Annotated in this window: 19 protein-coding genes and 1 riboswitch; all 19 genes read right to left on the reverse strand. The window is 36.5% G+C overall.

The features are described 5' to 3' along the window. Positions 1-354: 354 nt before the first annotated feature. Positions 355-1,386 carry a recombinase RecA gene (recA, locus tag QRY57_RS18555; RefSeq protein WP_026590386.1) on the reverse strand — a complete coding sequence of 344 codons (1,032 nt, stop codon included), beginning with the start codon at positions 1,384-1,386 and terminating at the stop codon, positions 355-357. A gap of 143 nt (positions 1,387-1,529) precedes the next feature. Then, positions 1,530-2,768 carry a competence/damage-inducible protein A gene (locus tag QRY57_RS18560; RefSeq protein WP_286015838.1) on the reverse strand — a complete coding sequence of 413 codons (1,239 nt, stop codon included), beginning with the start codon at positions 2,766-2,768 and terminating at the stop codon, positions 1,530-1,532. A 20-nt stretch (positions 2,769-2,788) separates the two neighbouring features. Then, positions 2,789-3,367, reverse strand: coding sequence for a CDP-diacylglycerol--glycerol-3-phosphate 3-phosphatidyltransferase (pgsA, locus tag QRY57_RS18565; protein ID WP_001052962.1), 579 nt, complete (start codon positions 3,365-3,367; stop codon positions 2,789-2,791). 64 nt (positions 3,368-3,431) lie between these two features. Next, the gene (locus QRY57_RS18570) at positions 3,432-4,349 is read right to left on the reverse strand and encodes a helix-turn-helix domain-containing protein (RefSeq protein WP_090687059.1); all 918 of its coding nucleotides are present in this window, start codon (positions 4,347-4,349) and stop codon (positions 3,432-3,434) included. Positions 4,350-4,370: 21 nt separating this feature from the next. After that, positions 4,371-5,156 carry a DUF3388 domain-containing protein gene (locus QRY57_RS18575; protein WP_286017903.1) on the reverse strand — a complete coding sequence of 262 codons (786 nt, stop codon included), beginning with the start codon at positions 5,154-5,156 and terminating at the stop codon, positions 4,371-4,373. A gap of 141 nt (positions 5,157-5,297) precedes the next feature. Continuing rightward, positions 5,298-5,546, reverse strand: a complete 249-nt coding sequence (locus QRY57_RS18580) for a DUF3243 domain-containing protein (RefSeq protein WP_026590382.1) — start codon at positions 5,544-5,546, stop codon at positions 5,298-5,300. Positions 5,547-5,625: 79 nt separating this feature from the next. Continuing rightward, positions 5,626-6,339, reverse strand: coding sequence for an elongation factor P 5-aminopentanone reductase (ymfI, locus tag QRY57_RS18585; RefSeq protein WP_286015839.1), 714 nt, complete (start codon positions 6,337-6,339; stop codon positions 5,626-5,628). Between the two features lie 190 nt (positions 6,340-6,529). After that, complete coding sequence (gene yfmH / locus QRY57_RS18590; RefSeq protein ID WP_090687063.1) at positions 6,530-7,816, reverse strand: EF-P 5-aminopentanol modification-associated protein YfmH; 1,287 nt, start codon at positions 7,814-7,816, stop codon at positions 6,530-6,532. Beyond that, positions 7,817-9,091: an EF-P 5-aminopentanol modification-associated protein YfmF gene (yfmF, locus tag QRY57_RS18595; RefSeq protein ID WP_026590379.1), complete on the reverse strand. Its 1,275-nt coding sequence runs from the start codon at positions 9,089-9,091 to the stop codon at positions 7,817-7,819. It abuts the gene before it with no gap. Between the two features lie 256 nt (positions 9,092-9,347). Further along, the gene (locus QRY57_RS18600) at positions 9,348-10,307 is read right to left on the reverse strand and encodes an ABC transporter permease (protein ID WP_286015840.1); all 960 of its coding nucleotides are present in this window, start codon (positions 10,305-10,307) and stop codon (positions 9,348-9,350) included. Continuing rightward, complete coding sequence (locus tag QRY57_RS18605; RefSeq protein WP_026590377.1) at positions 10,308-11,366, reverse strand: ABC transporter permease; 1,059 nt, start codon at positions 11,364-11,366, stop codon at positions 10,308-10,310. It lies immediately after the preceding gene. Next, positions 11,359-12,891, reverse strand: a complete 1,533-nt coding sequence (locus QRY57_RS18610; protein ID WP_026590376.1) for an ABC transporter ATP-binding protein — start codon at positions 12,889-12,891, stop codon at positions 11,359-11,361. The genes QRY57_RS18605 and QRY57_RS18610 overlap by 8 nt, the downstream gene beginning before the upstream one ends. A 108-nt stretch (positions 12,892-12,999) precedes the next feature. Next, positions 13,000-14,076 (reverse strand): BMP family lipoprotein, encoded by a 1,077-nt coding sequence (locus QRY57_RS18615; RefSeq protein WP_026590375.1) that lies wholly within the window; start codon positions 14,074-14,076, stop codon positions 13,000-13,002. 89 nt (positions 14,077-14,165) lie between these two features. Continuing rightward, entirely contained in the window at positions 14,166-14,891 is a 726-nt protein-coding gene (locus tag QRY57_RS18620; RefSeq protein WP_026590374.1) for a GntR family transcriptional regulator, read from the reverse strand. Positions 14,892-15,119: 228 nt separating this feature from the next. Beyond that, positions 15,120-15,221, reverse strand: a riboswitch (purine riboswitch). A gap of 204 nt (positions 15,222-15,425) precedes the next feature. Then, entirely contained in the window at positions 15,426-17,819 is a 2,394-nt protein-coding gene (locus tag QRY57_RS18625) for a DNA translocase FtsK (RefSeq protein ID WP_286015841.1), read from the reverse strand. A 211-nt stretch (positions 17,820-18,030) separates the two neighbouring features. Further along, the gene (locus QRY57_RS18630; protein ID WP_090687066.1) at positions 18,031-18,234 is read right to left on the reverse strand and encodes a YlzJ-like family protein; all 204 of its coding nucleotides are present in this window, start codon (positions 18,232-18,234) and stop codon (positions 18,031-18,033) included. Beyond that, positions 18,231-18,980 carry a ClpP family protease gene (locus tag QRY57_RS18635; protein WP_286015842.1) on the reverse strand — a complete coding sequence of 250 codons (750 nt, stop codon included), beginning with the start codon at positions 18,978-18,980 and terminating at the stop codon, positions 18,231-18,233. The genes QRY57_RS18630 and QRY57_RS18635 overlap by 4 nt, the downstream gene beginning before the upstream one ends. Before the next feature lie 99 nt (positions 18,981-19,079). Beyond that, positions 19,080-20,750, reverse strand: a complete 1,671-nt coding sequence (locus QRY57_RS18640; RefSeq protein ID WP_026590370.1) for a ribonuclease J — start codon at positions 20,748-20,750, stop codon at positions 19,080-19,082. A 408-nt stretch (positions 20,751-21,158) separates the two neighbouring features. Beyond that, complete coding sequence (dapA, locus tag QRY57_RS18645; protein ID WP_286015843.1) at positions 21,159-22,037, reverse strand: 4-hydroxy-tetrahydrodipicolinate synthase; 879 nt, start codon at positions 22,035-22,037, stop codon at positions 21,159-21,161. Positions 22,038-22,043: the final 6 nt, after the last annotated feature.

Below are 22,043 nucleotides of genomic sequence, written 5' to 3' on the forward strand. Positions count from 1 at the left end.
GCCCCGCTTTTTTAAGGGACTTTCTTCATTTCACAATTAAAATGTCATATTATTATTTCGAAAAGGTATAGAACCTACCCCGAATGTTACTTCTCTTCTAGAGAAGAGTGTATCGTATATAAGAAAAAATATACATTCTCATTGTATCTATCGCATTTTTCATTGTCAAGCGTTGTCTACTTTTACTTTCTTTACCTTTGTCATGTAAATCTTCTTTTTACAAAAAAAGTTTATACTTATCAATGATAACAACCCTTACTAAATCAGTTCTAACAAAGGAAAAAACCTTACAAAAAGGCCTTGTTACATATTATTGTGAGATAAAAAATAAAAGACACGGAGTCGTGTCTTTTATTAATCAAGAAGAGTTCCATCTTCCATACTTTCAGCAGCAGAATCTTCACTAATTCCATGGTGCTCACGAATAAAGAATGCAATTTCATCTCTTACATCTGGATTTTCTTTTAAGAACTGCTTCGCATTTTCGCGTCCTTGTCCTAAACGTTCTTCATTATAAGAATACCAAGCACCACTTTTTTGAACGATATCAAGTTCAGAAGCCATATCTAAAATTTCGCCTTCTCGTGAAATTCCTTCTCCATACATAATATCAACTTCAGCAACACGGAAAGGAGGTGCCACTTTATTTTTTACTACTTTTATTTTCGTTTTGTTACCAACAATGTCATTACCTTGCTTTAATTGCTCAGCGCGACGTACTTCAAGACGGACTGTTGAATAGAATTTCAACGCACGACCACCTGGAGTTGTTTCTGGGTTCCCGAACATAACCCCAACTTTTTCACGAATTTGGTTAATAAAGATTGCAATTGTTTTTGATTTATTAATCGCACCAGAAAGCTTACGAAGTGCTTGTGACATTAAACGCGCTTGTAAACCGACATGAGAGTCACCCATTTCCCCTTCGATTTCCGCTTTTGGTACAAGAGCCGCTACAGAGTCAATTACGATGATATCAATTGCACCGCTTCGTACTAATGCTTCTGCAATTTCTAAACCTTGTTCTCCTGTATCAGGCTGTGATAATAGTAACTCATCAATATTAACACCTAACTTTTGTGCATATACCGGATCCATCGCATGCTCAGCATCAATAAATGCTGCTTGTCCACCTTGACGTTGCACTTCTGCAATCGCATGTAAGGAAACTGTTGTTTTACCTGAACTTTCAGGTCCGTAAATTTCGATAATACGGCCACGTGGGTAACCACCAACACCTAAAGCTACATCAAGTGCTAATGAACCACTCGGTACCGTAGAAATTCTACGTTCTGCCTGTTCTCCTAATTTCATAATAGAACCTTTACCGAATTGCTTCTCTATTTGTTTTAACGCCATATCTAATGCCGCTTGACGATCACTCATTCAAAATTCCTCCTTAACTGAATTGCTAATCTCATTATACCTATTTTCATATCAATTTGCCAACAAAAATCGAACATTTATTCGATTTTTTTATTTTCTATAGAAGAATGTATGATTTTCATTACAAAAAAGCTAGAAGAGTTTTAAATCTCTTCTAGCTTTTTATACAAATGATAAAATCCATATTTCACAGAGCGTTCTCGAATTTGCTGACGGCTTCCGCTTAATTTAAGAGAAAAAACAACAGTTGGTTCATTCTTTATCGCTAAACCTACAAAAACAGTACCAGGTTCTTTATTTTCCGAAGCATTTGGTCCTGCCACTCCAGTGAAGCTAACACCAATATCTGTCTTCAATAATGTTTTTACATTTTCAGCAAGATAACGCGCACATTGTTCGCTTACAGCACCAACTGTTTGTAATACTTCTTCAGGTACTTGTAAAATATGTTGTTTTACATCGTTATGATAGCAAATTATGCCGCCTTTAAATACAGAAGATACACCCGCGTTTTCTGTTACTTGATTTCCAAACAGACCGCCTGTTAAACTTTCCGCAGATGCTAAAGTTAAACCTTTTTTCTTCAATAAATCAATTGCTTTATTATGAAGAAAATCTTGGTTATAACCGTAGAAAAATTCCCCTACTCGCTCTAAAATCAAATCTTCTACATGTTGAATGAGCACTTCTGCTTCCTTTACATCACGATGTTTAGCGGTCAAACGCAGCGTTACTTCCCCATCCGAAGCTAGCGGAGCAATTGTTGGATTCGTTTGACTATCAATTAAATCTTGAACTTTCACTTCCAGTTGGGATTCTCCAATGCCGAAAAAACGAAGAACACGGGAATATATATGCTCTTCAGTTGTAAAGTTACGTAAAAATGGCTCTACGTAACTTGTATACATCGGTTTCATTTCTTTTGGTGGGCCTGGTAATAGAATATAAACCTTCTCGTTCTTAGCTAACCCCATACCCGGAGCCATACCATGATCATTTGCAAATACAGTCGATCCTTTTAAAACAAGTGCTTGCTTCTTGTTGTTTTCTGTGAATTCACGCCCTGTACGTTTAAAATATTCACTAATTGACGTTAATGCCACTTCATCATAAACAAGTTCTTCTTGCAAAGTTGAAGCAATTGTTTCTTTCGTTAAATCATCTTTTGTCGGTCCTAATCCACCAGTAAAAATAAGTATATCCGCACGCTTCTCAGCAATTTGAATTGCTTCTTGTAACCGCTGATTATTATCACCTACAACAGTATGATAATACACATTGATTCCAATGGATGCTAACTTTTCAGATAAAAATTTCGCATTTGTATTTGTAATTTGTCCGAGTAACAATTCCGTTCCAACCGCAATAATTTCGGCATTCATTCCGATTCCCCCATAAGCTGTTATTTTGAATTTACAAAAGCAGCTCTATTTTTCCAGAAATAGTCCCATCCAGAAATAACTGTAAAGATAAGCGCAATCCATATGAAAATATCTGCGACTGGAATATGGATTAAATTTAACGGTACATCATGCAATAAATACGCTGAAATTGCGATAATTTGTGTCCATGTTTTAATTTTCCCTAACATATTAGCTGCAACAACCTCACCAGTTCCAGCCAATATAAGACGTAATCCTGTTACAGCAAACTCACGACTAATGATTACAATAACAATCCAAGATGGAACATATTGCATTTCTACTAATGTAATAAGCGCAGCTGAAACGAGTAACTTATCAGCTAATGGATCAAGAAACTTCCCTAAATTTGTTACAAGGTTATATTTTCTTGCATAATGTCCATCAATCCAATCTGTAGCCGAAGCAACAATAAAAATAATTGCTCCTACTAAATGTTGAATTGGTAAATCCACATTTCCAACTGTATATGTTCCCCAGTTAAAAGGAGCTAACATAATTACTAAAAAAATTGGAATTAAGCAGATTCGAGATATTGTAATTTTATTTGGTAAATTCACAGCTATTCCTCCATCATGTCAAAAACATTTGTTCATTGGAAAAAAGTCATCGAAGCGATGACTATTATTGTGCAGGTTGCCCTGTCCCTAGATTTTTAATCACTAATCTTTGGTGATATTCCTTTTCTGGATCTAGTGGGAAAGCAACTGGTTGGCCATTCAGTTTAATTTCAACATTCGGTGCACTTCCAATGTTGAGAAGTACTTCTTTTGCTGTTGTTAAATCATGTTTTTCTGTTTGACCTTCTTGAAGTGTGCCATTAAAAACGACATTTCCAGCTTCACTTTTAATATCTACATAACTTGCACCCTTCGCTGTAATTTCTAACTCCAGTGCTTTATTATTATGAATTTCCAAAGTAGATACCTTACCACTTGTTCCAATAACCTTCACTTCTTCTTGACCAGTAGTCGGCTGTTGCGCTGGTGGTTCTTCTTTCTTTGGCTCTTCTTTCTTAGGTTCTTCTTTTTTAGGTTCTTTTGCTTTTTCTCCTTCTTTCTTTTCATCAAGCGGAGAATCTTTTGCCTTCTGTACTTCTATTTGTTCGCTTTTACTTTGTTTTACTTGTCCTTCATCTTTTCCCGCTAACCATTGAAAAACAAACCACACAGCTACTCCTACTGCAATTACCAATAATGCGATCAATATTTTAGGCATATGATCTGCAATTGGAAGTGATGCTGCTTTTTGCATTGTTTCTTGTGTCTTTTGACTTTTTGATACTTGCGGTACATCATGAGATTCAGATTGTGGTATTACACTTTGATACTCTGCAAGCAATTGTTCTCCATTTAAGCCAACCGCATCCGCATATTGTTTAATAAATGCACGCGCATAAAATGCACCAGGCAATATACTATAATCGCCCTCTTCAATCGTTACTAAATAACGTTTTTGAATTTTCGTAACCCCATGTAGCTGATCGATAGACAAGCCTTTCGCTTCCCTTGCTTCTTTCAGCTTTTGTCCTAATTCCGTCACTTCTAACACCTCAATATTTCTTTAAAAGTCAAACATAGAGAAATTATTTTGCGTTCCTTGCTCAATTTCATCTACTAAATCATATTGAATTTCTTCATCATAATCGTTACGCAATTCAATAATATAATCAAAATCATCAAGTGTGTATTCTGATTGACTCACGAATACATCTGGATGTTCGACAACTTTTGTTGCAGGCAATCTCATAATTTCACGAACGAGCTGCCAATGTTTTTCATTTGCACGCTTTGTTGAAACAATTCCATCTAATATAAAAATATTATCGTCACTATACTCATCTTCAATTAGTTGACTGCGTACAGTTTGTTTAATCAGAGTAGACGAAACAAAAAGCCAACGCTTATTTGCACAAACGCTTGCAGCAACGATAGATTCTGTTTTACCAACGCGAGGCATTCCTCGTATCCCGATGAGTTTATGTCCTTCTTTTTTCATCAGTTCTGCCATAAAATCAACGAGTAACCCTAATTCATCACGCACAAAACGAAATGTTTTCTTATCATCTGCATCTCGTTGTATATACCTGCCGTGCCTAACTGCCAACCTATCTCTGAGCTTTGGCGGACGATATTTCGTTACCGTTATATTATCCATCGTATTCAAAATTGATTCAAGTCTAGAGATTTGCTCTTGACTATCACACATAAGTAACAGTCCACGCCGAGCGTTATCTACACCATTAATTGTGACAATATTAATGCCAAGCATACCGATTAACGAAGAAACGTCACCAAGCAAGCCAGGTCGGTTTTTATGTATTTCATATTCAAAATACCATTCAATCATCAAACGTCACTCCCCCCTGCTTACTTTACACCTACGTACTATATTATATGATTTTACGTTAATAGGGAAGATAAATGTATAATCGAATCACGGTATTTTCGATACCTAAAAAAAAAGAGAGGATTTTCTCCTCTCTTTTTTTTACTTATGTTGTACAAACTTTACCATTAAATTAGCTATTATATGCTGCTCTTGTTCATCAGCCACTTTCCAAAGCTCAGCTAATAACTTTTCTTGATCATTTCGTGCCTCTACTTCATTTGCTAAATAATCTCCTACACGGAATGCCATATCTGAGACCGCACTACCATCAAGCCCTTTTCCTTGCGCCTGTTCTAAGCGCTCTCCTAAATAACTTTTCCACTGGTCAAAATTATCTAATACTGACATGGTTAAGCACCTCACTATTAAGTAATAGAATCATGCTTAATTTGTACAATTTTTCATTTTTTATGTACATATTTTTATTTTAACAATGCCAGCCACCATTCACTCCAATAATTTGTCCTGTTATATATGAAGCAGATGGGGATACAAGGAAAGAAACAGTTTTTGCGACTTCCTCCGGAAATCCAATTCTTCCAGCTGGAATCTCTTCTGCAATTCCTTTCTTGTCCTCTTCTGAGAACACGCTTAACATTTCTGTATTTATTGCTCCTGGTGACACTGCGTTTACACGTATCCCACTTAAAGCTACCTCTTTCGCTAATGCTTTTACATACGAATTTTGTGCCCCTTTTACCATGGAGTATAACACTTCACAAGACGCCCCTATCTGCCCCCATATAGATGAAATAACTACGATATTTCCACTTCTTAGACGAATCATCGATGGAAGCGCAAGTGAAAGAAGTTTATAAACACTCTTCACTTGCAATTCCACCATCTCATTCAATTGCTCATTTGTCACATCTGTCACCAAACCAAATATACTTCGCCCAGCTGCATACACAATTACATCAATAGGATTTTGAATTTGCGCCCAAAGCTTCTGTACGCCATCTGCCGCAGCTAAATTAGCTTGAACCGGAATAATCGCACCCATCTCTAGCTTTAATCCCTTTATCTTTTCTTCACTCTTGTTGTAATGAACATACACTGTATAACCATCTTCAACTAATTGTTTTGAAATTGCAGAGCCGATTCCTCCGCTTCCTCCCGTCACTAGTGCAAACTTTGTCATATATATCCTCTCTTATCTTTCCTCTACAGAGAAACTCTTTCAAGTCACTAATTCTATCATGTATTCACAAACAAATAATACCCCCACCTTACAATTCAGCAATAGCCAAAAGGTTAGGTGAGGGGATAAAGTAAAACTACCTGTAAAGTTCTACATCGTAAAGCTTAAGCTCAACTATTCATGTTTCACTTTATTTTTTGGGCAATACTTGGCAAATGCTCATTCTTTCCTCAGACAAAAATACTTTTGCCGCTTCTTGTAAATCTTGAACAGTTAATCCCTCTAAAACGGAAAGAGCATCGAATAAACTAGATTCATTAAATGCATACCTTGTGAATTGATTTGCAATATATTCAGGCGAATTAAGCGAGCGTAAGAAGCCACCAATCTTCTTTTTCTTTACACGCTCTAGCGCCTTCTCATCTAACTCATTATAATCCGTCTGTAATAAAATACCTTTCAATCGATTGGCTAGCTCATCAGGCTGTTTCGTGTCGCCACCAACCATCGCAAAGCCAAAGTTATTTTCTTCTGTATAATCATAAGAGAATGAATCATCAATAAGTCCTTCATTATATAATGACTCATAATGAGTTGATCCTTTCCCAAATAAATAATCTAAAAGTAATGTAAGCGCAATCTCTTGTTTTAAAAGCTCTTGCCCTTTTTCTTTAAGCCCAGTCGCTTTAATACCAACTAAACATTTCGGTGTTTGAACAGGCATAGAAATAATTTTTTTCTTTTCATTTACTGCTTCTGGTTCCTCTTCAAACGAACGTACAATTTCTGGTTGATTTTTATAATCTTTTTTCGCCTGGTTTTCACGTACTAACTGCATTGTCTTTTCTGGATCAATCGCTCCAACAACAAATAGCAACATGTTGCTAGGGTGATAAAATGTCTCGTAACATTCATATAATAAGTCTTTTGTAATTTCACTAATGGACTCAATCGTTCCTGCAATATCAATTTTAATTGGATGTTTAACGAATAAACTATCGATTAAACCAAAATACAAACGCCAATCTGGGTTATCTTGATACATTTGAATCTCTTGACCAATAATACCTTTTTCTTTTTCAACTGTTTTTTCAGAAAAATACGGCTCTTGAACGAAATTTAATAATGTATTTAAATTTTGTTCTACATTTGATGTACACGAAAAAAGATAGGCTGTTCTCGTAAATGATGTAAAGGCATTCGCAGAAGCACCTTGTTTACTAAACAATTGAAACGCATCATGATCTTCTTTTTCGAACAATTTATGCTCAAGAAAATGAGCAATTCCATCTGGCACCCGAATCATTTCTTCTTTTCCAAGTGGAACAAACGTATTATCAACGGAACCATATTTTGTTGTAAATGTAGCGAAAGTTTTGTTAAATCCTTGCTTCGGCAATATATATACATCTAACCCATTTGGAAGCTTCTCATAATATAGAGTTTCTTTTAATTGTTCATAAGAAATTTTCTCCATCTATTCTCCCTCCGTTCCGTGTAAAAAGTAAATCGTATCAAGTTCAATATTATTGGCAACCTTTACAATTTCCTCTTTTGTAACACGTTCAATCCCAGTCAACCATTCCTCTACTGGACGTGTACGTTCTGCAATAACGCCATGATAAAGCATTTCTACAAAACCACGTGGTGTATCAATCGCCTCTAAAATTTGATTTTGAATTACACTCTTAGTTTGATGAATCTCTTCTTCTGAAAAGTCACCACTTTGCATCGCTTTCATTTGTTCTTTAATAATCTCGACCGCTTTTTTATAATTTTTCGCTTCAATTCCTGACATAACAAAAAGAAGACCTTTATGACTTTCAAAGCGAGATGCTGCATAATACGCTAAACTATTTTTTTCGCGTACATTCACAAATAATTTTGAATGTGAGAACCCGCCAAATAATCCATTAAATAGCTGAAGCGCAAAATAATCTTCATCACGGTACGTAATATATGTGCGATATCCGATATTTAATTTACTTTGCTTTAATTCTTGTTTTTCCACAATTTCTTGTTCTTCATTATTTCGCTTATGAAGAATAACATGTTTCTCTTTTTCTTCACGAGGCGGAATTGAAAAATATTTACCTACTAAATCAATCGCATCTTCAGCTATGTCACCAATGATATATAGATCCATTTCATCTTCCACTAACACCTTTTGATAATAACTGTATAACGTTTCATTCGTAATGGAAGCAACGCGCTCTTTTTGACCATTCGCACTTATACGATACGGTTCTACTTTACACATTTCTTCTATTAATCGTTCATTCGCATAACGCATTTTATCATCATATGTAGCTTCAATTCGTTGCACGAGTGCTCTTTTCTCGCTTTCTACAATTGGTTGTAAAAAGCCACTTCCCTCCGTTGCTGGATGTAATACGATATCGGATAGTATAGAAAGCGCCTTTTCAAAGAGTGGCGGTGCATCCTGTAAATATGTTTCATTTGCAATGTCTACATAAATAGAAATGATATGATCTTCCCCTTTTTTACTTACATCTACCGCTAGGGAAGAACCGTATAATTCCTCTAAATATTGACGAAGACGAATTACGGATGGTAGTTTTTCTGTTGCACTTTGTAATACATATGGTAATAATGCACGCTCTGTCACCGTTTCTTCGTTTAAAGGTGCTTTAAAGCGAAATACAAATGTATTTGTTTTATATTTATCTGTCGGAATCATATGTACACGCAAACCACCTAATTCATGTATTTGCTGTTCCATCAGTTTCATTTTATAGCCCTCCTTTACGTATGTAGGAATATTCCTCTTCAATATACAGTTTTTAGAAACGAAAAATCAACTTTTCTCCCTTATTTCTGTCACATAGTTCTCCTTCTAACGGTTGACTACTTAAAAAGGAAGAAAGTAAATTTCTGTATTAAGCATATTCTATGTAAAAAAGCTCGCACTAATGTGCGAGCTTTTTTATAACTTATTTTCTCTTTACAAATGCTTATAATAATGTAACAGTATTTACTGTTTTATATTATCGTTTTCCTTTTTCATACGGCGTCCCAAGTGCCTTTGGCGCTTCTGAACGTCCTACAAAACCAACAAGTGCTAAAATCGTAAATACATACGGTAATATTGTTAAGAGAACACTTGGGATTTGATCTAATACTGGAATTGTACCGCCCGTTACACTAAGTGATTGTGCAAAACCGAAAAACAATGCGGCACCAAGCGCACCAAGTGGATTCCATTTCCCGAAAATCATCGCAGCTAACGCCAAGAAACCTTGTCCTGTAATCGTAGCACCTGAGAAGTTATTCGAGATTGACATTGAAAAAATGGCACCACCAACCCCTGCAAACATTCCTGAAATACAAACAGCGATATAACGCATTTTATAGACATTAATCCCCATTGTATCTGCCGCCATTGGATGTTCCCCAACAGCACGAAGGCGAAGGCCGAATGGAGTTTTATAAATAATGTACCAAACAACGAATGCTAAAATAATGGCAATATAAGATGTTAATGGTACATTTGAGAAAAAGATCTTTCCGATAATTGGAATATCTGAAAGTCCTGGAATATCAATTTTTTCAATACGGTATTGTATAAAATCAGTTTGTCCTTTACCAAAGATCTTCTTAATCGCAAATACCGTTAAACCAAGTGCTAAAAAGTTGATGGCAACTCCACTGACAACTTGATCAGCCCGGAACGTAATGGATGCAAGCGCATGAAGTAGTGCAAATAATCCGCTTCCAATTGCTGCAAATACAAGCGCAATCCAAGGAGTCATTGCCCCCCAAGTATCACCCATTAATAGCGTTGTAATAACACCAGTAAACGCACCAAACAACATTAATCCTTCTAACGCAATATTTACAACACCTGAACGCTCACTAAACACTCCACCTAGCGCTGTAAAAATAATCGGTGCCGCCGTATATAATGTCCCTGTCACAAGAATGGCTAAAATATCTAGGAAGCTCATTTATTTCCCCTCCTTGCTCATGCGAGTAAGTGCCCATCTTAAAACATAACTACATGCAACAAAGAAGATTATACATGCAATAATTACGTTAATCAGCTCTGATGGAACATCTGCTTCAAAGTTCATTTGCGGCGCTGCACTTTTTAACCCACCAAATAATAACGCCGAAAGTATAATACCGAATGGATTATTCCCCCCAAGAAGAGCTACTGCGATTCCATCGAATCCAATTCCTGTGAATGTCGACATTGCCGTCATGCTTTGGAATGTACCCAACCCTTCCATTGCACCACCAATTCCTGCAAACGCACCAGCAATTGTCATAGAAAGGATAACATTACGTGATACTTTCATTCCTGCATATTTTGACGCATGTTGGTTAAATCCAACTGATTTTAATTCATAACCTAAAGTTGTTCTATCTAGTAAAAACCACATGAAGATTGCAATAAGAATTGCGACAATAATCCCCCAATGAAGACGTGACCCATCTGTCAAAGAAGATAACCAATCCGAAGCTAACGACGCACTTGACTTAACATCATATGTTTTATCGTTTCCTTCATGTAAAAAACGTTTAATGATGTCATATGTAACATATAACGCAATATAGTTCATCATAATTGTGACAATAACTTCGTTAACTTTAAATTTCCCTTTTAAATACCCCGGAATAAATCCCCATAATCCACCTACAATCGCAGCTACTAAAATAGATAACGGAATATGAAGAAATGCAGGAAGTGATACGGCATAACCAAACCAAACTGCCGCAAGCCAACCAACCAGTAACTGGCCTTCTACACCAATATTAAATAATCCTGTACGAAACGCAAACGCGACTGACAACCCAGCAAGAACAAGTGGAATCATTGTACGTAATGTTTCTCCGATTGCACTTGGACTACCAAACATACCAGTCCAAAGTGCACCGTATCCAACAATTGGATCATAACCACTTACTAACATTACAATAGCGCCTACAAGTAATCCAAAGATAACTGATAATACAGGAACTAAAATATTAATCGTTCGTTCGGTTAATATTTTTTTAGCCATTTGTACCCACCTGCTCTTTCTCTGTTCCCCCAGCCATTAAAAGACCAAGCTGTTGTTCATTTGTTTCTTTCGCATCAACTATCGCTACGATTTTCCCTTCATAAATAACCGCGACACGGTCACTCACATTTAGAATTTCATCAAGTTCTAAAGATAACAGAAGCACCGCTTTTCCTTTATCTCTCTGCTCAATTAATTTTTTATGGATAAATTCAATTGCCCCAACATCTAAGCCACGTGTTGGCTGCGCTGCAATTAATAATTCTGGATCACGATCTACTTCACGTGCAATAATTGCCTTTTGTTGGTTTCCACCAGATAGGGCACGAGCTAATGTTTGTTCACTCGGTGTACGCACATCAAACTGTTCAATTAGAGCTTTTGCTTTCTCTGTAATTTTAGCGAAGTTTAAAATTCCTTTTTTTGAAAATTGATTTTTATAATACGTTTGTAAAACCATGTTATCTCTTACTGAAAAATCAAGAACGAGACCATGTTTATGACGATCTTCTGGAATATGACCAATTCCTTCTTCTGTAATACGTCTAACTGGCCAATTTGTTATTTCTTTCCCTTTAATTGCAATAGAACCTGACTCAACTTTTCGTAAACCAGTAATCGCTTCTATAAGTTCGCTTTGTCCATTTCCATCAATTCCTGCAATACCGACAATTTCTCCTGCACGAACAGTTAAGTCAAGGCCTTTTACAGCAGGTAATTGACGTGCATCATGAACCACGAGGTTTGTAATGGAAAGTACATCTCCCTCAGGTTTAGCGTCTATTTTTTCTGTTTTAAAATTCACTTGACGTCCGACCATTAATTCCGCAAGTTTATGTTCATTTGTATTTGCAACATCAACAGTTCCAATTCCTTTTCCTTTTCGAATAATCGTACAGCGGTCACAAACTTCCATAATTTCTTTTAACTTATGTGTAATAAGAATAATAGATTTTCCTTCTTGTACAAGCTTTTTCATAATTTGAATAAGCTCATGAATCTCTTGAGGAGTTAACACTGCCGTCGGTTCATCGAATATTAAAATTTCTGCTCCTCGATAGAGCGTTTTTAAAATCTCAACACGTTGCTGCATACCTACAGAAATATCTTCTATCTTTGCATACGGATCCACAGCTAAACCGTACTGTTCAGATAACTGCTTAATTTCTTTTGCAGCATCTTCAATAGCAATCTTCCCTTTTTTCTTCGGTTCATTTCCAAGAATAATATTCTCTGTAACTGTAAAATTATGAACGAGCATAAAATGTTGATGAACCATCCCGATACCAAGGTCATTTGCAATGTTAGGATTGGTAATTTTTACAGGGTTACCTTTAATTTTAATTTCCCCTTGCTCTGGTTGATACAAACCAAATAATACATTCATGAGCGTTGATTTCCCTGCACCATTTTCTCCAAGTAAAGCATGTATCTCTCCCTGTTTTACTTGTAACGTAATATCATCATTCGCTACAATGCCTGGGAATACTTTTGTAATATTATTCATCTCAATTACGTATTCCATATTGTGCCTCCTTTTAGCAGGGAACAGTCCCCTATTACACTCTATTAACAGCAATTCCATATATACAAAGGTTAGTTCTAAGAACTAACCTTTGCTATTTCTCTATCATTATTTCTTAAGAGAAGCCTCGTATTGCTTGTACTCATCATCAGTCGCAGGTACTTTAATTTCACCAGCAGTAATTTTCTTTTCAAACTCTTCTATTTTTGTTAAAATTTCTGGGTTTACTTTTTTCACATTATCAGTTGTTTTCGCAATACCGACACCGTCATCTTTTAAACCGAACTCTTCTACTTTTCCACCTTTTAGTTTACCGTCTTTTGCTTCTTCTGCTACTTTTTGAACCGCAATGTCAACACGTTTTACCATAGAAGTTAACGTTACGTTTTCAGGCATACCTTCTTGATGTTGGTCACGGTCAACACCGATTACCCAAACATTTTCACCTTTTTTCTTACGGTTTTTCGCTTCAGTAAATACACCGTTACCAGTACCGCCCGCAGCGTGATAAATCACATCTACTCCCTGTCCATACATCGCTGATGCAAGAACTGTACCTTTTTCAGGTTTATCAAATGCTTCTGCATATTCAGATACAATCTCGATGTTTGGATTAACAGCTTTAGCGCCAGCTTTAAATCCGTTCTCAAACTTACTAATTAAATCACTCTTCATTCCGCCAACAAAACCAACTTTATTCGTTTTTGTTGACATCGCTGCTACTGCACCTACAAGAAACGACCCTTCATGATCCTTAAATGTAATGCTTGTAACGTTTGGTTCTTTTACGACAGTATCTACAATCGCAAACTGTTGTTTTGGAAATTCTTTTGCAACCTCTCCAATTGCTTTTTCTAATTTATATCCAATACCAAAAGATAAATCATATTTATCTTTTGCAAATTTCTTTAAGTTCGGAATATAGTCAGCTTCTTTTTCAGACTGAAGGTAACGATAGTTTGTTTTCTCTTTCAGCCCGTTATCTTTACCGAATTTTTTTAAACCTTCCCAAGAGGATTGGTTAAATGATTTATCATCAACGCCCCCAACATCTGTAACCAGACCTACTTTAATGCTCTTTTCATCTTTTTTGTCCCCACTTGCCTTATCCGAGTTACCACATGCCCCTAACACTGCACTCGCTGCCAACGTTAATGATAATAAAATACCTGTTTTTTTCTTCATACTAGAAACCCCTCCTAAATGATATATGTATCTATTAATATGCTAGTGTCCCCTTCTTCTTGCTGTCACCTCCCTAAAAAGGGAACGAATTACATGCGTTTTCTTAATACGTGGAAGCTAAATTTATCTGCTCTAAAATAATTAATAGAATATAAAATTGGTTCATCATTTTGATCATAGTGCATTTGTTTTAGAATCAGCAGCGCTGTTTCTGGTTCGCATTGTAAAATTGGTGATATTTTTGGATGATAACCAATTGGTTCAATGTGAGCAACTGCATATGTAATACGTTTATGCGTGTTATTATGAATTACAGTAAGCAATGATTCCTCATTATAATCGGATAAGTCCGGTAATACTTCTTTCGCCAACTTGTCAACACAGTACACAACAGGTTCCCCATCTGCTGTACGAACACGCTCAATCATTACAGCCTCAAAGCCTTCATCACTATTAAACTTTTCTTTTTCTTCTTCTGTTAGACTCGTAGTAGATGATGATAAAAAGATGGTTCCCGGCGTTTTCCCAACACTAGAAATCATATCTGTAATACTAGAAAGCTGTTCAATTCCAGAAGAAAACAGTGGTTTGGCATTCACAAAAGTACCAACGCCATGTCTACGAATGACAACATTTTCCTCCTCTAAAATACGCAACGCTTCTCGTAAAGTCGCTCTACTTACGCCAAGTTCTTTCGCTAAATCAAACTCTGAAGGCAATTTTTGTTTTTCTTTATATGCCCCGCTTTTGATTTTTTCTTTAATATGATCGATCACCCGTAAATATAAGTGTCGACTATCGGATTTAACTGACATAAGACTCCCCCGCATTCCAATTATTCGACCTCTGATGTAAGACTTCCGTTCTCTTTTTTCAACTAACAACATAGTATAGCAATGCTACCACAAAACGATATTTGTCGAATAAATGTTAATAATTTTTCAAAATGAAATTTTCTATCTTTATTTCATAAAAAAAACTTTGTACCACAAACATTCCTCATACAGAGAAAAAGTTCGGCACAAAGATCCCTTACATCCTTTGTTACACACTTTTCCCCTCATAGTCTAGCAATTCATGGTTGCCAGGTAGAAACTTATGGACCTTATCTCCAAGATTATATGAGGCAGTGATTCTTTTCGAAGTAATCGTAACACTTGCTCCCATATGTGTCAACACAATTCAACATTTTCCCACAAGTAATATCGAACATTTTTCAAAAATAATATTAAAAGCATTCGTATTCTAAAGAACATCTAAAAATGAAAGCCCTTTCTTTACCGGTGACTATAGTATATAACAAAAACACCATATAAAAAAGCCTAATTGTAAACAATTAGACTTTTTTATTAAGAACTTTTTTCTTGTATATCTTTAATCAAAACTTCTCTCGGTTTACTACCTTCATAAGGTCCAACCACACCATTCATTTCCATCGCATCAATAAGACGCGCTGCACGTGTATATCCTACTCGAAATCTACGTTGTAGCATCGAAACAGAAGCTGTTTGCATTTCTACAACAAGCTGAACCGCTTCATCATATAATTCATCTTCTACTTCTTGCTTTGTTTCCGGGACATCTTGCGGTATCATATCTTCTTGATATTGTGCTTTTTGTTGACCAATAACGTATTCTACAACTCGTTCCACTTCATCGTCTGATAGAAACGCTCCTTGTACACGAACTGGCTTAGATGCACCAATTGGTATGAATAACATATCCCCTCGTCCTAATAATTTTTCAGCGCCTCCGCTATCAAGAATTGTCCGAGAGTCAGTTTGCGAGGAAACCGCGAACGCAATACGTGACGGAATATTCGCTTTAATAACACCAGTAATAACATCAACAGATGGACGCTGCGTTGCGATAATTAAGTGAATACCAGCAGCACGTGCCATCTGTGCTAAACGCATAATTGCATCCTCTACATCCGAAGAAGCGACCATCATTAAATCCGCCAACTCGTCCACAATTACAACAATGTATGGAAGCTCAGGTTGTTTTGCTTCTGATTGATCATTATGGTTTCTAATGTATTCATTATACCCTTCAATGTTACGTGTTCCACTATGAGCAAATAGTTCATAACGTCGCTCCATCTCACTCACAACTTTTTTCAAAGCTTGTGATGCTTTTTTAGGATCCGTCACAACAGGTGTTAATAAGTGCGGAACACCATTGTATACATTCAACTCTACCATCTTTGGATCAATCATCATTAACTTTACTTCATGTGGTTTAGCACGCATTAAAATACTAACAATAATACCATTAATACATACACTCTTGCCGCTACCAGTCGCTCCAGCTACTAATAGATGAGGCATCTTATTTAACCGCGCTAACACTGCGTCACCAGTAATATCACGCCCAAGACCAATTAATAATTTTTCTTCCGGATGATTGTTCGCTTTCGAATCAAGTACTTCTCTAAGTGTTACCATGGAAACCTCTGAATTTGGAACTTCAATCCCTACTGCGGATTTCCCAGGAATAGGAGCTTCAATACGAATATCTTTCGCTGCTAATGCGAGTGCTAAATCATCACTCAAACTCACAATTTTACTTACTTTCACTCCCATATCAGGATACACTTCATATTTCGTAACCGCAGGCCCTTTATGTACTTTCGTCACTTTTGCTTTCACACCAAAACTTTGGAACGTACGCTCAAGCTTACGAGCATTTTCATAAATTTTTTCATTTTCATTTGTAACCTGCTTGTTTTTGGGAAACTTCAATATATCGATAGAAGGAAGCTTGTAATCTTTGTTTTCTACATTTGAAAATTGCATTGGGGGAGTTTTCATTTCCCCTTCTAGAGATTCAACTATCTTTTCTCCTCGTTTCTTTTGCGACTGCTCTTTTAATGCCGATGGAAGCTCCTCTTCCATAACAGGGGGGGCAATCAGCTCATCAGCAACTTCATCTTCACGATTTTTATCCTTTTCTTCACTTACTGGATAATTCTCTGTAAAGTTCGAAATAATTGGTGGACCAATTTCTATTTCTTCTACCGGTTCGACAATCTCTTCTTGTATATCATGCCTTTCACTACGTGTGCGCCTTGTCGCTTTTTTCTTTTCTGTTTGTTCAGCAGTGCGTTTCGCTCTCCAGTCCTTATAATCTCCCTGCATCACTTGAAATTGACTTCTAAGTATTCGTCCAACTGGAGCTAGTACTTCCCCAATATGTTTATTTGTAATGCAAAGCATACCAAGAATAACTAGAATAATCCCAATAATGTAAGCACCTACTTCATCAAACAAAAAGTAAAACGTTGCAAACATAAGCGCCCCAAACATACCTCCACCTAAATGAACTGTCTCTGTGCCTTTCTTCATCTCATGAAAGAACATATCTTTTGTGCTCACAATTACAGAAGTATTTTCTACCGCTCCGTCTTTTGTAAGAAGGTTAAATAATGTAATATGACTAAACATCAATATCGCTAACACAATTAAATAGACACCGATTAACCGTTTATTTAAAAGGTTTGGCCAACCGCGTCTTATAACAAACGCAATAGATAAAGCTATTACACCTAACACACCAATTATGTACCATTCGCCAAAGAAAAAGCGAAAAAATAACACAAACGATTTCCCTACAATGCCTAGCTGTAAGATTGTAATGATCGAAAGCGCAAAAAGAGTCAACCCGACGATTTCGTAATACAAAGTTGGCTTTATCGTACGTCTTGCTTTTGATTTCGTCCCTCTTTGCTTTTGTTTTACCATTTCTTCACCCCAAGTCCAAAAATTAAGTGAAACTTTCATTCATTGAAAGTATTTTTCATGTCATTCATCACATTTTTTAAATTTGTTTACGCGGCATTTTACAAGATGTGTAAAATGCCGCGTAAACAGAAGAAAGCAGCCTAATCATGGCTGCTCAACCGTCTTGTTTTTTATATTATACCATAGCTTCTTAACAAAATCCTGCTTTTTGCTAAAAGGTTATTTTCTGGCCTGGTTCATACTGTAAGTAGTGGAATGGATTTGTACTTAACACACGAACAACGGAATAATATTGATTATTCTCTTCCGATACAACCATCTCTACTCCATTTACATTCACTATTTTTTGTCGTTCGTACTGCGAATAGTCCGCCTCATAAATAAGTTGCTCGGGCATAATTGTATATAAAATCATTGTAGCAACTTCCCATCTTGATTTCCACCTGTTTGCATATCTATTAATTCATTCAACTTTCGAATTGCATCTCCAATACCACCAACATCATCTATAAGACCATACTTCACTGCATCTATTCCGATTACATTTGTTCCAATATCGCGCGTTAAATTTCCCTTAGCAAACATAAGCTCTTTAAAACGATCTTCCGTTACTTTTGAGTGTTTTGTTACAAATCTTACCACACGTTCTTGCATTTTATCCAAGTACTCAAATGTTTGCGGCACACCAATAACAAGACCAGTCAGACGAACTGGGTGAATTGTCATCGTTGCAGTCTCAGCAATAAATGAATAATCTGTTGAGACTGCAATTGGCACACCTATCGAGTGCCCTCCACCTAAAACCAAAGATACAGTTGGCTTCGATAATGAAGCTACCATTTCTGAGATTGCCAATCCAGCCTCAACATCCCCGCCCACAGTATTTAGCAATAAAAGTAATCCCTCAATTTTCGGATTCTGCTCAATTGCCACAATTTGTGGAATCACATGTTCATATTTCGTCGTTTTATTTTGTGGCGGAAGCTGCATATGGCCTTCTACTTGTCCAACAATTGTTAAGCAGTGAATACGTGATTCATTCATTTGCGGAACGTTCGTTTGACCGAGTTGTTGGATTTTCTCTATTACTGATGCCTCTTTTGAATCATCTTTCGGCTCTGCTTCTTTTTCCTCATTTGTTAAACCATCACGTTCTGTCATATCGCATCCCCTTTCACTCTTATACCACTATTATTTCTTAAGTTGTAAATTTCATGCGATAGGGATAAAAAGAAAAAACCACCGTTAAAGGTGGTTTTCTTACACTTCCATGATAATTGGTAAAATCATCGGTTTTCTCTTCGTTTCCTCGTATAGGAACTGTCCTAATAATTCGCGAATATTTTGCTTTAACATAGACCATTCAATGGAATATTCTTTAATGGATTGTTCAACAATTGTACGTACAATATCTGTAGATTTTTCAATTAACGCTTCAGATTCACGAACATACACAAAACCACGTGAAATAATTTCTGGTCCAGAGATGATTTTCTTCTCATCTTTTCCAAGTGTTACAACAACAACTAAAATTCCGTCTTGTGATAACATCTTACGATCACGCAAGACAATATTTCCGACATCACCTACACCTAATCCATCAATAAGAACATTGCCCGCTTGTACTTTACCAGCTGGCTTTGCCTCTTCGCCTTCAAAAACAATTACATCGCCTTTTTCTACGATGAAAATATTTTCTTTCAAGACACCAACATCTTCCGCCAAATACGCATGTGCTTTTTGCATACGAAATTCACCATGTACGGGTATAAAATACTTCGGTTTCATTAAATTTAGCATCAATTTCAATTCTTCTTGACTACCATGACCGGAAACGTGAACTTTTCTTTCTCCATAGTAAACAACCTCTGCACCAGCTCTAAATAGTAAATCAATAATTTTAGATACTGATATTTCATTTCCCGGAATCGGAGAAGCAGCAATGATAACTGTATCACCTTTACGAATTGAAATTTGTTTATGTGCTTGCTTTGCCATTCTTGAAAGAGCTGCCATTGGTTCCCCTTGGCTACCAGTTGTTAAAATTGCTACCTTCTTCTCTGGGAAATTATCCACTTCTTGCAGTGAAATAACCATGCCATCTGGAACATCTAAATATCCAAGACGTCTTGCGATATCCACCACTTTCACCATACTACGGCCTACAACAGCTACTTTACGTCCTGTTTCAGCAGCCGCATCAAATACTTGTTGAATACGATGTACATTAGAGGCGAAAGAAGCAACGATGATACGGCCTTCTGCACCATAAAATACTTTTGAAATCTCTATTCCAACTTCTTTTTCAGAACCTGTATAACCAGGACGCTCAGCATTTGTACTATCTGATAACAGACAAAGAACACCTTCATTTCCGATTTGAGCCATCTTTCCAAGGTCTGCTCCACTGTTACCAATTGGTGTTTGGTCAAATTTAAAATCTCCTGTATATACGATCGCACCTTTTGATGTATGGAAACAAACACCAACGGAATCTGGAATACTATGTGTTGTACCAAAGAATGAAACCGTTGTCGTATTGAATTCTACTTCTGAATTAGAATCAATTGTTTTTAAATCTACACGACCAAGCATTCCTGCTTCACCAAGTTTTTCTTGTATTAAACCTACTGTTAACTTAGTTGCATATACTGGGATTGAAAGTTTACGCAGTACATAAACAATTCCACCAATGTGATCTTCATGACCATGTGTAATAAATAAACCTTTTACTCGTTCTTGATTTTCTACTAAATATGTAATGTCAGGGATAACAATATCAATTCCAAACATCTCGTCTCCCGGGAACATCAATCCTGCGTCTACAATAAAAATTTCGGAATCAATTTCCACACAATACATATTCTTCCCGATTTCACCTACTCCACCGAGAGCAAATACTTTTACAGAATCATTCTCTTTTCTCTTCATGTTGTTGCCTGGTTTAAAAATCTTACAAACACTGATTTCACTAAAATTGTAGAGACACCAGGGAAACTCTACAACCACCATATATTCACCGTCCAAGACGAATGTCCTTACCGTTATGCGATATCATGTTCTCGTTCGTTTTTTAAACCAGGTTTCACCTCTCTTTCATTATATAAATCAAATATCTTATGCGATATGATATGAAAATTCCGTTAAACCATAATTTTTTCCAATTTTGCTAAGCATACCCGTACTAAGCTACTTAGCCATATTATAACTGATACAAGAAATAGAACACAAGTTAAATCGTGAGAAAGAAGGATGAAGTATATAAATTTCAAGGAGAATACCTGTAAAAAATTTCTTCCAAAATAAAAATGACCTAGTTTTTACACTAGGTCATTTTTATTAACGAGGAATCGATTGCATTACATCATGTAATGTTAGTCGTTCTTCTTCTGTTAATGGAATAAGTGGTAAACGCACAGATCCTACGTCTAATCCAACCATTTGTAACGCTGTTTTTACTGGTGTTGGGCTTGGTGCCATAAACAATGCATTCGTTACTTTAACAAGCAATTGATGCAATTTCTGTGCTTTTTTGAAATCTCCTACTTGGAATGCCGCAATCATTTCTTGCATTTCATTTCCAATCACATGAGAGGCAACAGAAACAATACCTTTAGCCCCAACCGCCATAGCTGGTAACGTTAAACCATCATCACCGCTGTATACAGCAAAGTCGTCCGCTGTTTTTTCAATAATTTCTGTCATTGTTAACACATCGCCACCAGCATCTTTAATCGCAACGATGTTTGGTATTTCTGATAAACGAACAACTGTATCAACGGAGATTTGTACAATAGATCGTCCTGGAACATTATATAGCATAACCGGAAGTTCTGTACTTTCAGAAATTGTTTTAAAATGCAGATACATTCCTTCTTGACTCGGCTTATTATAATACGGTGCCACTAACATAATTGCATCGACACCAACTTCTGTTGCTTTTTTCGTTAACTCGATAGAAGCATGCGTATTATTGCTACCTGTTCCAGCGATTACGGGCACCCTTTTATCGACAACAGATACGACATGGCGATATAACGCTACTTTTTCTTCTGATGACAATGTAGGAGACTCTCCAGTCGTTCCTCCTACCACAATTGCTGTTGTACCGTTATCAATTAAATAATTTACCAATTTAGTTGTCTTCGCAAAATCGACGTTTCCATTTTTATCAAACGGTGTTACCATCGCTGTTGCAATTGTCCCAAAATCTATCATGGTCTC

The sequence above is a fragment of the Bacillus arachidis genome, assembly GCF_030285945.1.
Classification (GTDB): Bacteria; Bacillota; Bacilli; order Bacillales; family Bacillaceae_G; genus Bacillus_A; species Bacillus_A arachidis.

Bases quoted from the DNA above. Each gene is read 5' to 3' on its own strand.
- QRY57_RS18605 (WP_026590377.1), bottom strand. From the start codon at position 11,366: ATGGCTAAAAAAATATTAACCGAACGAACGATTAATATTTTAGTTCCT.
- QRY57_RS18575 (WP_286017903.1), bottom strand. From the start codon at position 5,156: ATGATTGAATGGTATTTTGAATATGAAATACATAAAAACCGACCTGGC.
- QRY57_RS18635 (WP_286015842.1), bottom strand. From the start codon at position 18,980: ATGACAGAACGTGATGGTTTAACAAATGAGGAAAAAGAAGCAGAGCCG.
- QRY57_RS18600 (WP_286015840.1), bottom strand. From the start codon at position 10,307: ATGAGCTTCCTAGATATTTTAGCCATTCTTGTGACAGGGACATTATAT.
- QRY57_RS18610 (WP_026590376.1), bottom strand. From the start codon at position 12,891: ATGGAATACGTAATTGAGATGAATAATATTACAAAAGTATTCCCAGGC.
- QRY57_RS18560 (WP_286015838.1), bottom strand. From the start codon at position 2,768: ATGAATGCCGAAATTATTGCGGTTGGAACGGAATTGTTACTCGGACAA.
- QRY57_RS18630 (WP_090687066.1), bottom strand. From the start codon at position 18,234: ATGATTTTATATACAATTATGCCCGAGCAACTTATTTATGAGGCGGAC.
- ymfI (WP_286015839.1), bottom strand. From the start codon at position 6,339: ATGACAAAGTTTGCACTAGTGACGGGAGGAAGCGGAGGAATCGGCTCT.
- yfmH (WP_090687063.1), bottom strand. From the start codon at position 7,816: ATGGAGAAAATTTCTTATGAACAATTAAAAGAAACTCTATATTATGAG.
- recA (WP_026590386.1), bottom strand. From the start codon at position 1,386: ATGAGTGATCGTCAAGCGGCATTAGATATGGCGTTAAAACAAATAGAG.
- QRY57_RS18640 (WP_026590370.1), bottom strand. From the start codon at position 20,750: ATGAAGAGAAAAGAGAATGATTCTGTAAAAGTATTTGCTCTCGGTGGA.
- QRY57_RS18625 (WP_286015841.1), bottom strand. From the start codon at position 17,819: ATGGTAAAACAAAAGCAAAGAGGGACGAAATCAAAAGCAAGACGTACG.
- QRY57_RS18615 (WP_026590375.1), bottom strand. From the start codon at position 14,076: ATGAAGAAAAAAACAGGTATTTTATTATCATTAACGTTGGCAGCGAGT.
- dapA (WP_286015843.1), bottom strand. From the start codon at position 22,037: ATGATAGATTTTGGGACAATTGCAACAGCGATGGTAACACCGTTTGAT.
- QRY57_RS18580 (WP_026590382.1), bottom strand. From the start codon at position 5,546: ATGTCAGTATTAGATAATTTTGACCAGTGGAAAAGTTATTTAGGAGAG.
- QRY57_RS18620 (WP_026590374.1), bottom strand. From the start codon at position 14,891: ATGTCAGTTAAATCCGATAGTCGACACTTATATTTACGGGTGATCGAT.
- yfmF (WP_026590379.1), bottom strand. From the start codon at position 9,091: ATGAAACTGATGGAACAGCAAATACATGAATTAGGTGGTTTGCGTGTA.